The sequence below is a fragment of the Arthrobacter sp. DNA4 genome (assembly GCF_024362385.1).
In the GTDB taxonomy this organism is placed as follows: Bacteria; Actinomycetota; Actinomycetes; order Actinomycetales; family Micrococcaceae; genus Arthrobacter.
In genome coordinates this window covers 831,636-845,498 of the sequence record NZ_CP101466.1, presented here as the reverse complement: position 1 = coordinate 845,498, position 13,863 = coordinate 831,636, and the positions used below count along the sequence as shown (strand labels likewise).

At 66.7% G+C, this 13,863-nt stretch carries 9 protein-coding genes, 1 tRNA gene and 1 pseudogene; 5 read left to right on the top strand and 6 right to left on the bottom strand.

Annotated features, from left to right (window positions below; translation table 11 throughout):
• Window positions 1-37: 37 nt before the first annotated feature.
• From NMQ03_RS04005 to NMQ03_RS03985, 5 genes are all read right to left on the bottom strand, one after another.
• On the bottom strand, window positions 38-1,288 hold the full coding sequence (locus tag NMQ03_RS04005) for an MFS transporter (protein ID WP_255174478.1): 1,251 nt from the start codon (window positions 1,286-1,288) through the stop codon (window positions 38-40).
• 39 nt (window positions 1,289-1,327) lie between these two features.
• Window positions 1,328-3,499: an elongation factor G-like protein EF-G2 gene (locus NMQ03_RS04000; protein ID WP_255174477.1), complete on the bottom strand. Its 2,172-nt coding sequence runs from the start codon at window positions 3,497-3,499 to the stop codon at window positions 1,328-1,330.
• Between the two features lie 85 nt (window positions 3,500-3,584).
• Window positions 3,585-4,010, bottom strand: coding sequence for a ChaB family protein (locus NMQ03_RS03995; protein ID WP_255174476.1), 426 nt, complete (start codon window positions 4,008-4,010; stop codon window positions 3,585-3,587).
• A gap of 68 nt (window positions 4,011-4,078) precedes the next feature.
• Window positions 4,079-4,155, bottom strand: a tRNA-Thr gene (locus tag NMQ03_RS03990).
• A gap of 149 nt (window positions 4,156-4,304) precedes the next feature.
• Window positions 4,305-5,192 carry a thioredoxin domain-containing protein gene (locus NMQ03_RS03985; RefSeq protein ID WP_255174475.1) on the bottom strand — a complete coding sequence of 296 codons (888 nt, stop codon included), beginning with the start codon at window positions 5,190-5,192 and terminating at the stop codon, window positions 4,305-4,307.
• A 178-nt stretch (window positions 5,193-5,370) separates the two neighbouring features.
• Here NMQ03_RS03985 and NMQ03_RS03980 point away from each other — a divergent pair, with 178 nt between their 5' ends.
• The 4 genes and pseudogenes from NMQ03_RS03980 to NMQ03_RS03965 all read left to right on the top strand — a co-directional run bounded on the left by NMQ03_RS03980 (window position 5,371) and on the right by NMQ03_RS03965 (window position 10,565).
• Window positions 5,371-6,873 (top strand): trehalose-6-phosphate synthase, encoded by a 1,503-nt coding sequence (locus NMQ03_RS03980; RefSeq protein WP_303694739.1) that lies wholly within the window; start codon window positions 5,371-5,373, stop codon window positions 6,871-6,873.
• Window positions 6,863-7,694: pseudogene (otsB, locus tag NMQ03_RS03975) on the top strand (trehalose-phosphatase). The gene NMQ03_RS03980 and the pseudogene otsB overlap by 11 nt, the downstream one beginning before the upstream one ends.
• A 217-nt stretch (window positions 7,695-7,911) precedes the next feature.
• Entirely contained in the window at window positions 7,912-8,994 is a 1,083-nt protein-coding gene (locus tag NMQ03_RS03970; RefSeq protein WP_159632896.1) for an ABC transporter ATP-binding protein, read from the top strand.
• A gap of 152 nt (window positions 8,995-9,146) precedes the next feature.
• Window positions 9,147-10,565 carry a DUF4032 domain-containing protein gene (locus NMQ03_RS03965; RefSeq protein WP_141158077.1) on the top strand — a complete coding sequence of 473 codons (1,419 nt, stop codon included), beginning with the start codon at window positions 9,147-9,149 and terminating at the stop codon, window positions 10,563-10,565.
• A gap of 3 nt (window positions 10,566-10,568) precedes the next feature.
• Here NMQ03_RS03965 and NMQ03_RS03960 read toward each other — a convergent pair whose 3' ends face one another.
• Window positions 10,569-11,939, bottom strand: a complete 1,371-nt coding sequence (locus NMQ03_RS03960; RefSeq protein WP_255174474.1) for an FAD-binding oxidoreductase — start codon at window positions 11,937-11,939, stop codon at window positions 10,569-10,571.
• A 188-nt stretch (window positions 11,940-12,127) separates the two neighbouring features.
• Here NMQ03_RS03960 and NMQ03_RS03955 point away from each other — a divergent pair, with 188 nt between their 5' ends.
• Window positions 12,128-13,861, top strand: coding sequence for a glycoside hydrolase family 13 protein (locus NMQ03_RS03955; protein WP_255174473.1), 1,734 nt, complete (start codon window positions 12,128-12,130; stop codon window positions 13,859-13,861).
• The last annotated feature ends 2 nt before the right edge of the window (window positions 13,862-13,863 follow it).

Sequence of the window (13,863 nt, the reverse complement as noted above, 5' to 3'; positions counted from 1 at the left end):
CTTCCTGCGTGCGGCCGCGGCGATGAGGGGCAACTGCTCAGGGGGCAGCCAGGCCTGCGGCAACATCGGCAGGCGAGCGCCGGCGGCGGCTCAGCACGATGAACGGGGCCGCCAGCAACTGCACCGCGCCGCCCAGGGCCAGCGACGCCGGGTAGCCGTAGAGGTCCGCGGTCCTGCCGAGCAGCGGCTGCACCACCACTCCCCCGCTGGACCCCATGAGCGAGGCAAAGCTCAGGACGGTGGCCCGCTGCTTCGAGGGGATCATGTCGTTGAGGTACGCCTGGCGCACGGGGGTGCCGGCGGAGGCAACCACCGCCCAGAGCGCCAGGAGCACCAGGGCCAGCCAGAAGATGTGGGTGGCCAGGAGCACCACCAGGACCGCTGAGCTGGTGATGGTGGAGGCGATCAGTACCGTGGTGCGCCGGCGGACCAGCTTCCGGACCAGCGGGGCAAGCCAGCCGCCCACGATATCCGCACCTGCAACGATGGCTGCTGCCAGGCCTGCGATAGCGTAGGCCCTCGGATCACCGAAGAGCTGCAGCAGGTAGGGCTGGAGGGCGTAAAAAACGTAGAATCCCACGCCCTCCGTGAACGGCGCGGCCAGCATCATGAACCGCACCGGAGGGTTCTTCAGTCCGCCGTCCAGCGAGGCCTGCAGCACTGCGCGGGTGGCCTGCAGGGGGTGCGCCGACCGCTCGGGGGTGAAGCCGACGTCGTGCATGAGCAGGAAGGCAACAGCGAACATCGCCACCAGCACCGCGACGCGCAGCAGGAACGGCACGCCCAGGTTGGTGGCCTGGGCAATGACCCCGCCCGCTACTGATCCGGCCAGCATGGCGATGCCGGAAACCATCTGGCCCCGGCCCAGGACGGCTTCGAGTCCGCCGTCGTAGCCGGAAAAGTGGAGGGCGTCCACCAGCCAGGCTTCCACGGCCCCCGAGAAGAAGGTGAAGCCAAGGCCCAACAGTGCAGACACCGCTGCCCACCACCAGAACGGAGCCGACAACTGCCACAGCAGGTAGTAAAGGTAGGTGGACCCGGCCAGCGTCACGGTGCCCAGCAGGAAGGACGTGCGGCGTCCCCAGCTGTCGGCCACCACCCCGGTGGGCACCTCGAAGAGAACCATCCCTGCGGTGAAGAAGGCGTTGGCCGCGAAGGCTTCCAGGTTGGTGAGCCCGGCATCGAGCAGGAAGAGCGTGTTGATGCCCCAAATGAACGAGGCCGCAAGGGTGTTTCCCAACGTCAGCGTCAGGTAGACGTTCTGGATCTTGCGTGCTGCGGCATTCACCGGCGGCCGTTCTCTTCGGGCTGTTCCTGGCCGGGCGGATCAGGACGGGCTGAAGTTGGGGGGAACGGGGTCGTGCCGCAGGTACTGCCGGCGGAACCGGCCCGTACCTGCCGTCAGGGCCCGCAGTTCCACTGCATACCGCAGGAGTTCCTGGTCCGGGACTTCGGCGCTGATCTCCGTCAGCCCTTCGCCGGAGGAGGTGGTGCCGGTGAGGCGTCCGCGCCGGCCGGACAAATCGCTCATCACGCTGCCCACATGTTCGTCGGCAACGGTGATGGACACGGAGGACACCGGCTCCAGGAGCTGGATCTTTCCCGCGGCCGCCGCCTCGCGCAGGGCAAGGGCCCCCGCCGCCTGGAATGCCGCGTCGGAGGAATCCACGCTGTGGGCCTTCCCGCCGGTCAGCGTCACCCGCAGATCCACCACGGGAAAACCCGCAGACACTCCCCTGTCCATTTGGGCCCGGACTCCTTTTTCGATGGACGGGATGAACGTTCCCGGGATGACGCCGCCCACCGTCTTGTCCACGAATTCGAACCCGCCGCCGCGGTCCAGCGGTTCAACCTGGATGTCGCACACGGCGTACTGGCCGTGCCCGCCGGACTGTTTGACGTGGCGTCCGTGGCCGGTGGCGGGGGCAGCGAAGGTTTCCCGCAGCGGTGTCACCACGTCCACGGTGTGCAGCTTGACGCCCTGTTCCCGCAGCCGGTCCAGGACCACCTCGGCGTGCGCCTCACCCATGCACCACAGCACCAGCTGGTGCGTTTCGGCGTTCCGTTCCACCCGCAGGGTGGGATCCCCGGCTGCGATCCGGCCCAGGCTGCGGGCCAGGGCGTCCTCGTCGCTGCGGGAATCCGCTTCCACGGCAACCGGCAGCAACGGTTCGGGCATCTCCCACGTGGCCAGCAGCAGCGGGCTTTCCCGGGTGGAAATGGTGTCCCCGGTTTCCGCGCTGCCCAGCTTCGCCAGTGCGCACATGTCCCCGGCCACGCAGTAGGGAACGGGGCGCAGGCTGGCGCCCAGCGGCGAGTAGATATGGGTGACGCGTTCGTCGGTGTCATGGTCCTGGTGCCCGCGGTCAGCGAGGCCGTGACCGGCCACGTGGACAGGCGTGTCCTCCTGCAGCGTCCCGGAGAAGACGCGCACCAGGCAGATGCGTCCCAGGAAGGGATCGTTGGAAGTGCGCACCACCTCGGCGGCGAGCGGCCCCGAGGGGTCGCATGCCAGCCTTCCAGCCGGTTCCCCTGCAAGGTCGGTCGTGTCCGGCAGGCTGCGTTCCGGCGGTGCCGGGAAGGCGCGCACCAGCACATCGAGCAGCTCCGCCGTGCCGAGGCCGGTGACGGCGGACGTGGGCAGGACGGGGAAGAACGAGCCGCGGGCGACGGCGGTTTCCAGGTCGGCCGCCAGCACTGCGGTATCGATATCCTCCCCTTCCAGGTAGCGGTCCATCAGCGTCTCGTCTTCGCTTTCGGCGATGATGCCCTCGATCAGGGCACCCCGCGCGGCGCCGGCGGCTGCAAGTTCCCCGGGGGCCGCGGGGCGGACATCGGGTGATGGGTCTCCGGAGGAGTAGTCCGTCACTTCCTGGGACAACAGGCCCAGGAGGCCGGTGGCCGCACCCCCTGCCGGCACCGGGACGCACAGCGGCAGGACGCCGTCGCCGAACGCCTTACGGCAGGCGGCCAGGGCGCCGTCGTAATTTGCCCGCGGATGGTCCAGCCGGGTGATCACGACGGCGCGCGGCAGCATCATGTGCCCGCACTCGGCCCAGAGCGCGGTGGTGGTTGCGTCGATGCCGTCCACGGCGGAGACCACAAAAAGGGCGGCATCCGAGGCCCTAAGCCCGGCCCTCAGCTCGCCGATGAAGTCCGGGTAGCCGGGGGTGTCCAGGAGGTTCACTTTGACGTCGTCGACCATCAGCGGCACCAAGGAGACCGTGACCGAGCGTTGCTGGTGGACCGCGGCCGGATCCGAGTCGCTGACCGTGGACCCGTCCGCAATGGAGCCCTTGCGGGTGATCATGCCGTTGGCTGCGAGCAGGGCCTCGATCAGCATGGTCTTCCCGGCACCGGAGTGCCCCACCAAGGCCACGTTCCGGATCCGGGCCGGGTCCTGCGCCGCGATGCCGGCGGCCTGGTCGGCCCGCTTCGAATCAGGCCCGTTCCTGCCGCCCGCCGCCCGCGCTGACTCCCTGGTGCTCTTCACCGACATTGGAACCTCCTGGCATCATTGCCGACCGGACCGGACGTGTCCTCTGATTCGACACCTTGGGACGGCGGGACGGCAAGAGCACAGGCTATTTGCTGCGGGCTTTGCGGGTAGCGGCGTCGTTGGCCTTCTGGAGAGCGTGGACCAGCTGGTCCTTGTCCATCTTCGAGCGGCCCTTGACGTCCAATTCCTTGGCGAGCTTGTAGAGGTGCTCCTTTGAGGCGTTGGCATCGACGCCGCCGGCGGTGGGTTCGGACGATCGGATGCCCTGCTCCGCGCGCTTGTCAGAGGGGCCGCGCTTTTCCTTGGGCTCCCAGTGGTCGCCCACCTTCTCATAGCTGTGCTTCAGTGAGGCGTAGGCTGCGCGGGCGGCGCGCTCTTCGTCCTGGTCGTAGGACTCGAGGGCGGAATCATAGGTCTTCGCGAACGTGTCCTGGGCCTTCTGGTCAGAACGCTGCAGGGTCGAGGGAAGCTCGTCCTCACGGGCATGGTCGTTCTTGCCGGTCTTGGGCATGGCACCCATCCTCCCTTAGTCAGCAGGCTGATTATTCGGATGGATCCAGCTTAGACCCGGAGGTGGTGTGGAGCCCCCTGTCGGATTCGAACCGACGACCCCCGCTTTACAAGAGCGGTGCTCTGGCCAACTGAGCTAAGGAGGCGCGCCCCTGGGGGCGTGCGCCGGGAAGGCGCTAGATAAGGTTAGCCCAACTCCCGCCGGGCGTAAAAACGCGCCGGAACCGCCGCTGGACGCGGCAGGGGCCCGCCCCGGAGACGATCCGGAGCGGGCCCCTGCCCGGGCTGCTGGTCCTTAGCCCTTAGCCGTGATGGCTGCCTGCAGGAAGTCCGGGAACGGCGTCTGGGCGCTGTCCCCCTTGCCCCACTGCTTGCCGTCCACGAACACCGTGGGCGTACCGGTCACGCCGATGGCCGCTGCTTCCTTGGTGGTGAACTTCACGAACGGGCGGTAGGTCTTGTCATCCACGCAGGAGTCGATGTTGACGCCCATGTCGGATGCCATCTTCTTCAGGTCGTTGTCCGAGAGGCCTGCGCTGCCCTCCGCCGGCTGCTTGGCAAACAGCGCGTTGACGAAGTCGGAGTACTTCTCCGGTGACGCGTTGACCACGCAGGCCGCGGCGTTGGCGGCGCGGGACGAGTAGTTGGTGGTTGACCGGCTGTCCAGGAAGCCGAGGGCACGGTATTCCACCGTGATCTTGCCGTCATTGCGCAGCGAGGTGAGCTGGTCGTTGTACTGGGCCTCGAAGTTCTTGCAGACGGGGCAGATGAAGTCGATGTAGAGGACAACCTTCACCGGCTTGCCGGCCTCCGCCCCGGCGCCCGGAGCCACAACCTCGGCGGGCGGAGTCTTCGGGGCATCCCCCAGGGAAGCCGCGTCAACAGTTGCCGCTTCAGTCTTGGCCACGCCCGTGTTGGCCAGCAGGGTCACGCCGCCGTGGGCGTTGGCATTGGCCGGAACGGGTCCCTGGTCCGCAACCGGCGCGTTTTGCTTGAGGCTGTTGGTGACCACCAGGGCCACCACCACCAGGATGGCCACGACCGCTGCCACGATGCCCCAGCCGATCAGCAGCTTGTTGCGCTTGTCCTTCTTTACCTGCGCTTCGCGGATCAGGCGCGCCTTTTCCCGCGCCTCGGCGGTTCGCTCAGCCTTGGACTTACGTACTTCGTTTGCGGGGCTCATGAGTTCCTTGGGTCGGTCGACGTAGGGGGACCACTTGGTGGCACCCCAACATTTTAGGGGAGAAAGCTGAGAGCTTGCGGTTTCAACCATTCTTTCGGGTTGACCAACGGACGAATAGCCCCGATGATTCCGTCCGGCTAGGGTGGCTTAGAGGCACAAGCAACCCCAGGGGGCCGCAATGCAAACACCCGTCCAGGAAAAAACAGCCGGAACAGCTACGGTAAGCAGTTCCGGTTCCGGCCACGCCGGCCACACCAAGTACGACTTCATGGTGGTCTCCAACAGGCTGCCCGTCGACCGCGTGGCGCCGGGGGACGACAGCGATGACGGCTCCGGCTGGCGCCGGTCGCCCGGAGGGCTGGTGACCGCCCTCGCGCCGATGATGACCAAGACCGACGGCGCCTGGGTTGGCTGGCACGGAGCCCCCGACGAAACGGTCGAGCCCTTCAGCCACGGCGGCATGGACCTCGTTCCAGTACAGCTCAGCACCGATGACGTGGAGCTGTACTACGAAGGGTTTTCCAACGCCAGTCTTTGGCCGCTGTACCACGACGTCATCGCCCCGCCGGAGTTCCACCGCACCTGGTGGGACGCCTACCGTCGGGTCAACCGCAGGTTCGCCGACGCCGTGGTGCGCCATGCGGACCAGGGGGCCACCGTGTGGGTGCAGGACTACCAGCTGCAGCTGGTGCCCCGGCTGCTCCGTGAAGCACGGCCGGACCTCAGGATCGGCTTCTTTAACCACATCCCGTTCCCGCCGCCTGAAATCTTTGCCCAGCTTCCCTGGCGCCAGGCCATCATCGACGGCCTGCTGGGCGCCGACCTGGTGGGCTTCCAGCGGCCCAGCGACGCCGGAAACTTCATGCGCTCCGCGCGCCGTTTCCTGGGTGCCAGCGTCAAGCAGCAGCAGGTGCACGTCAAGGACCACAACGGTCAGCTGACCCACATCGCGCGGGCGCAGGCCTTCCCCATCTCCATCGACGTCAAGCAGATCACCGAGCTCGCTGCCAGGCCGGACATCATTGAACGCGCCCGGCAGATCCGGCAGGACCTTGGCAACCCCAAGACCATCCTGCTCGGCGTGGACCGGCTGGATTACACCAAGGGCATCCGCCACCGGCTGAAGGCCTTCGAGGAACTCCTGGCGGACGGCAGGCTCACGGTGGGCGACGCGACCCTCATCCAGGTTGCCTCCCCCAGCCGGGAACGCGTGGAACAGTACCGGCTCCTGCGCGAAGAGGTGGAAGGCACCGTTGGACACATCAACGGCACCTACGACACCCTCGAAAACACCGCCGTCCGCTATCTGCACCACAGCTACCCCGTCGAGGAGATGGTGGCGCTGTACCTGGCCGCGGACGTCATGCTGGTCACCGCCCTGCGGGACGGGATGAATCTCGTGGCCAAGGAATATGTCACCGCGCGCAACAACAACGACGGCGCCCTGGTCCTGAGCGAGTTCGCCGGGGCGGCCGACCAGCTGAAGCAGGCGCTGCTGATCAATCCGCACGACATTGCCGGCCTGAAGAACACCATCATGACTGCCGTCGAGCTGACCCCGCGGGAAGCATCCCGCCGAATGAGGGCCATGCGCAAGCAGATCCTGGACCACGACGTGGACCACTGGTCCGCGGACTTCCTGCGCGCGCTGAATGAAAAGGTGGTCCGCGATGACTCCTGAAGGCCGCCGCACCAAGGCGCCGCTGGCGCTCTCCCCTGAACTGCGGGAGGCCCTGCGCCGGATCGCCGGCACGGAGTACCTGCTCGTGGCCATGGATTTTGATGGCACCATGGCGCCCATCGTGGGCCGGGCACAGGATGCGCGGCCGCTTCCACGGTCGGCCGCAGCGTTCGCGGGCCTCGCCGTACTGCCGCGGACGACGACGGCCCTCATCTCCGGACGTGCCCTCGCCAGCCTGCGGGAGGTCGCCTCCCCGCCGGTCGACACGTTGCTGATCGGCAGCCATGGCGCCGAGGCGTGGCTGGGGCCGGGCTCCACCGAACTGGCCCTTGAAGAGGACCAGAAGGCGCTCCTTGAAGAGGTCCGCGCCGAGTTGGCCGGCATCGTCGCCGAGGCGCCCGGCACCTCCCTGGAGGACAAGCCTGCCGGCGTCGTCCTGCATACCCGCCAGGCGGAGGACGACGTGGCAGAAGATGCAGTGGCGGCAGCACGGTCGGTGCTCCAGGACCGCAAGGGAGTCTTCCTGAAGGAAGGAAAACGCGTCCTGGAGACTTCGGTTGTCAATGCTTCCAAGGGCGAAGGTGTCACCTTCCTGCGGCAGGCCACCGGGGCCACTGCCGTGCTGTTCGCCGACGACGTCACGGACGAGGACGCTTTTGGTACTCGAACCGGGCGACGTCGGGGTCAAGGTAGGTCTTGATTTCACCCAGGCCCAATACCGGGTGGAGGCTCCCGTCCACATTGCGGAACTGCTGGAGGCCCTGCTCCAGGAGCGGAGCATCGCGGTTGCCGAGGAGGATCCGCAGGCCGCGTCCGGATAGGACGTGGCCAGCGGCACATGTGACGTTCGTAACATTTTCGCAAGGAACCGCAACCTCTGGCATACTCTGTGTGTGATGTGGCGCACAACCAGCGTGCGGCGTCATTTTGTGCCCCGGGCTCAGGCTCGGAGCACTTTGCAGGAACAAAACTGAATAAACATGAACCATTCACAACGGATCGTCCGGCACGTACCTGCCGGTGAAGGGATTGATAACTGTGGCTACAGTTACTTTTGATAACGCTACGCGTCTGTACCCGGGCACAGATAAGCCCGCCGTCGATAAGCTCAACATCGACATCGCCGATGGCGAATTCCTGGTCCTCGTGGGACCCTCCGGTTGCGGCAAGTCCACCTCCCTGCGCATGCTCGCAGGCCTTGAGGACGTCAACGCCGGCCGCATCCTGATCGGTGACCGTGACGTTACCGATGTTCCGCCGAAGGACCGCGACATCGCGATGGTTTTCCAGAACTACGCGCTGTACCCGCACATGACTGTGGCCGACAACATGGGCTTTGCCCTGAAGATCGCCGGCGTCTCCAAGGAAGAGCGCGCCGAGCGCGTCCGTGAAGCCGCAAAGCTCCTTGACCTTGAGCAGTACCTGGACCGCAAGCCGAAGGCACTCTCCGGCGGCCAGCGCCAGCGCGTTGCCATGGGCCGCGCCATCGTCCGTAACCCTCAGGTCTTCCTCATGGACGAGCCGCTGTCCAACCTGGACGCCAAGCTTCGCGTCCAGACCCGCACCCAGATCGCGTCCCTGACCCGCCGCCTCGGCGTCACCACCGTCTACGTGACGCACGACCAGGTTGAGGCCATGACCATGGGCGACCGCGTCGCCGTGCTGAAGGACGGCCTGCTGCAGCAGGTCGACACCCCGCGCAACCTCTACGACCGCCCCAAGAACGTCTTCGTTGCCGGCTTCATCGGCTCCCCCGCCATGAACCTGCTGGAGCTTCCCGTGGTCGACGGCGGCGTCCAGTTCGGCGGCACTGTTTACCCCGTGCCGCGCGACGTCCTCGAAGAGGCGCACGGCTCCACGGTCACGCTGGGCAGCCGTCCGGAGGACCTGGAAACCGCGCCGCAGGGCGAGGGCCTGAAGGTGGAGGTGGACGTGGTCGAAGAACTCGGCGCCGACGCCTACGTCTACGGCCACACCAACCTTGACGGCAAGGACCACGACATCGTGGCCCGCGTCGATGGCCGCCGTCCTCCGATGAAGGGCGAGGTCATCTACGTCCGTCCCCAGTCGGGCCACGTTCACCTGTTCGACACCAAAACCGGCCTGCGCCTCGGCGACTGATTCCTTGGCTCCGGAGGTTCGGCTGGCCCAACCTCCGCTTGACCGGCGGCGGTCCGCACCCTTTTCGCAAACGGTGCGGGCCGCCGTCGGCCTTTAACCCGATGCCTGCGCGAAATTTAGCCGCCCTGCCCCGAGTACGGAAGAATTGACTCATGACCGAGGAATACAGCGCCCAGTGGCACGACGAACCCACCGACTACGCGCAGATCGGCAAACTGCCGCGGTTCGTGGCAGCGAGCGCCGATGACAACAAGGCAGCCTCGGTAGCCTCGTCGCTGAATATCACCGCGGCCGCGGCAGATCCCGAACTGCTGGACCTGCCGTGGCATATCGCCCTCGAGGAGTGGCCCGCGCAATACCTCGCGGCACTCCCCCGCGGCATCTCCCGGCACATTGTGCGCTTTGCCCACCTGGGCGGCTCGGTCATCGCCATCAAGGAAACCTCCGAGCACGTGGCCCGGCATGAATACCACATGCTCCGCAAGCTTGCCCGCTTCGATGTGCCGTGCGTGGAGCCGGTTGCGGTGATCACCGGGCGCACCACCCCCGACGGACGCCCGCTCAACCCTGTCCTTGTGACGCGGCACCTGAAATTCTCCATGCCCTACCGCGCCCTCTTTTCCCAGATGCTGCGCAAGGACACCCTCACCCGCCTCATCGACGCGCAGGCCCTGCTGCTGGTGCGGCTGCACCTCATCGGCTTCTACTGGGGCGACGTCTCACTGTCCAACACACTGTTCCGCCGCGACGCCGGCGCCTTCGCCGCGTACCTGGTGGACGCCGAAACAGGCGAGCTCTACCCCGACCTCTCCACGGGGCAGCGCGAATACGACCTTGAAATTGCCCGGGTCAACATCGCCGGCGAGCTGATGGACCTGCTGGACGGCGGCCTCATCGAGGAGAAGGTGGACCCCGTGGCCACCAGCGAGCTGATCATGGACAGCTACCGGCGGCTGTGGGCTGAGCTGACCGAGAAGGAATCCTTTGAGCTGGGCGAACGCTGGCGGGTGGGCGCCCGCATCCGGCGCCTGAACGAACTCGGCTTCGACGTCGAGGAATATGCCATCAAGACCACCCAGAACGGCTCCACCATCCAGCTGCAGCCCAAGGTGGTGGACGCGGGACACCACCAGCGGCGGCTGCTGCGGCTCACCGGCCTGGATGCGCAGGAGAACCAGGCCCGCCGCCTCCTCAATGACATGGACTCATTCCGGGCGGACAACAACCCGGAAATGGACGAGGAATACAGCGCCCACCTCTGGGTCAGCCAGATTTTCGAGCCGATCGTGCGATCCATCCCCCGGGACCTCTCCGGCAAGCTCGAGCACGCCGAGGTGGTGCACGAGGTCCTGGAGCACCGGTGGTACATGTCCGAGAAGCAGGAGCGCCACATTCCGCTGGCAGAAGCCGTGCAGTCCTACATCGACTCGATCCTCCGGCACCGGCGGGACGAGGCCGCGATCATGCTCAACCCGGACACCGAACTGCTGAAGATCCTCGAGGTGGAAAACGAGGAGTCCCGCTATGGTGCAGATGAATCTGACGACGAATATCCGGATTCGGACGACTAAGGCCTAGATCGCCTTGCCAGGGTTGAGGATGCCGGCAGGATCGAACAGCTCCTTGATCCTGCGCTGGAGCTCCCGGATGGGCTCCGGCTGTTCCTGGCCAAGCCACCGCAGCTTGTACTGGCCCACGCCGTGCTCGCCAGTAATGGTGCCGCCCATTGCCAGGGCGGCGGTGATGGACTCGTCCAGGGCCACCTGGAGCCGCTCCATGGCGCCGGCTTCCACGTCCGGCCCCTGCCGGTCGATCCAGAATGTGGGGTGCAGGTTGCCGTCGCCGGCATGGGCCACCACTTTGAGATGCACCTGCTGGGCGGCGGCCATGGCCTCGAGCGCTGCAACGTAGTCCACCAGGCGGGACCGCGGAACGGCAACGTCTTCGCCCACCCGGTACTCGTCGTCCACCTCGGTGCCCCTGCTGTGCCGCCTCAGCTCCACCAGCCGCTCGGCTTCTGCGCTGGCCTCGGTGGTGACGGTGGCCCCGCCTTCGCGCAGGACCTCCCGCACCACGTCGGCTTCCGCGGCAGCCCCAAACCCGTCTGTCTGGATCAGCAGCAGGGATCTGCCGCGTGCGGTGAGGTCTGAGCCATGAATGTCGTCGAGCTGGGCCAGCGTACCGCCGTCGAGCAGTTCCATGATGGCGGGCTGGACGCGGGCCCTTCCCACCGCCAGGACGCCTGCGGCGGCACGCCTGAAGTCCGGGTAGAACGCAGCAACGGTGTGCACTTCCCGGGGCAGGTACTTCAGCCGCACGGTGATTCCGACGACGATGCCCAGGGTGCCCTCGGATCCCACGAAGAGGCCGGTGAGGTCATAGCCCGCCACGCCCTTGAAGGTTTGGTGGCCGGTGTGGATCAGGGAGCCGTCGGCCAGGACGACGTCCAGTGCCAGGATTGAGTCCCTGGTGACCCCGTACTTGGCACATCGCAGACCCCCGGCGTTGGTGGCAACGTTGCCACCGATCGTGGAGCTCCGGAAGCTGGCAGGGTCCGGCGCGTACATGAGGCCATGCTCCGCGGCGGCTTCGTTCAGGACGGCGTTGACCACTCCGGGCTCCACCATGGCTGTTTCATCGTCCGGATTCAGGGCGAGGATCCGGTCCATCCGCTCCAGGGAGAGGATGATGCAGTTGGTGGTGGCGTGGGCACCGCCGGATACACCCGTGCCTGCGCCCCGGGGTACGATCGCCACCCCGCTGCCCAGGCAGGCCTTCACCACTGCCTGCACGTCCGCCACTGATTCGGGAAACACCACGGCCAGCGGAAGCTGGAAGTCGATCACGGGCGCCTGGTCTACGGCGTACCGGCGGAGCGCGACCTCGCCCGTGTCCACCTGGCCCGGCGCCAGGATGGCTTCCAGCTCGTCAACGATGCTTCCCACAAAGCCTCCACCCGTCGTCGGACATACCTTCCCAGTTTAGGTGCGCTGCCGGCGGAAGCCCGGTTCCCCGACGGTGCAATCGTTTCCAGTTCCATGGCGGCGGACGCTTGGGCACTGTCTCCTGGCCACAGCGAAACAATATGGAAGCGTTTTCAGTTAATCGGTGCGCCGCAGCTATGCTGGCTTCCATGTCTGTCGAAACTGTGACCCAGGACACTTCCGTTTGTGCCGGTCCCCTGACGCTCATCCATGCTGCTGACACCGCTCCGGGCTGGTGGCGGTCCGCAGTGATCTACCAGGTCTACCCCCGGTCCTTCCGTGACCTGAATGGCGACGGCATTGGCGACCTGGCGGGAATCACGGAGGAACTGCCGCATCTCGCAGATCTGGGGGTCGATGCAGTCTGGCTCTCGCCCTTCTACCGTTCCCCCCAGCGTGACGCCGGCTATGACGTCAGCGACTACTGCGACGTGGACCCGGTCTTCGGTACGCTGGCCGACTTCGACGTCATGATGGCCGAATCCCACCGCCTGGGCCTGCGGGTCATCGTGGACCTGGTGCCCAACCACTGCTCGGACCAGCACCCGGCGTTCCAGGCAGCCCTTGCGGCGCCGGCCGGAAGCCCGGAGCGAGACATGTTCATCTTCCGGGACGGGACCGGCCCCGACGGGCAGGAACCGCCCAACAACTGGCAGTCCCACTTCGGCGGACCAGCCTGGACCCGGGTAGCAGGAACGGACGGCCGGCCCGGTCAGTGGTACCTGCACCTCTTCGATTCCTCGCAGCCGGACTTCAACTGGGACAACCCCGCCGTTCACGCGGAGTTCGAACGCGTGCTCCGTTTCTGGCTGGACCGCGGTGTGTCAGGTTTCCGGGTGGACGTTGCCCATGCCCTGGTCAAGGCCCCGGGGCTGCCCGAATGGGGCGGCCGCGCCGACGGTGGCAGCAGCGACGGGTATCCGGGCCATGAAGCACCCATGTTCGGCCAGCCCGCTGTCCACGACATATACCGCAGATGGCGGCTGATCCTGGACGAATACGGACCCGACCGGATCCTGTGCGCCGAGGCCAGCGTGGACCTGCACCGGCTGGCTCACTGGGTCCGGCCCGACGAAATGCACCAGGCGTTCAACTTCCCGTACCTCCACGCGGGCCTGGACGTCTACCGCCTCCGCTCCGTCATCACCGATTCCCTGACAGTCCTTGACGGAGTAGGTGCCCCCAGCACCTGGGTACTTTCGAACCATGACGTGGTCCGCCACGCCAGCCGTTTCGGGTACAACGGGCTCGGTCCGCGGGACGGCGACGGCATTGGCCCGGCAGATCACCAGCCGGACCATGATCTTGGCCGCCGCCGCGCGGCCGCTGCTTCGATGTTCATGCTGGGACTCCCGGGCGCCGCGTACCTGTACCAGGGCGAAGAGCTCGGGTTGCCGGACGGCACCGACATTCCTGACCACCTCCGCCAGGACCCCACGTTCGCCCGCACCGGCGGCCAGCGGCTGGGCCGTGACGGCTGCCGTGTGCCGCTGCCCTGGCGTGGCGAGGACCCGCATCTGGGGTTTGGCTCAGGCAGCCACCCCTGGCTGCCTATTCCTGCCTCGTTCAAGGCGCTGGCGAGGGACCTGCAGGCGGAATCACCGTCGTCGCACCTGTCCCTGTACCGCGACGCCCTGGCCTGCCGGCGGGAACTGGACCTGGGCAGGGGGTCCTTGTCCTGGGCCGAGGACTGGTGCACCGGCTACTCCCTGGGCTACCTGAACGGCACTACGCTGGTGGTTATGAACCTGAACCACGAGCCGCTGGAAATGCCTGCGGGACATGTCCTGATCCGCAGCCTGCCCGCAGGTGCGGGACGCGCCCTTGCCTCCGGTGAGACCGCGTGGATACAGCTTGGACCGGACGCCGCAGCAGCCCTCTGACC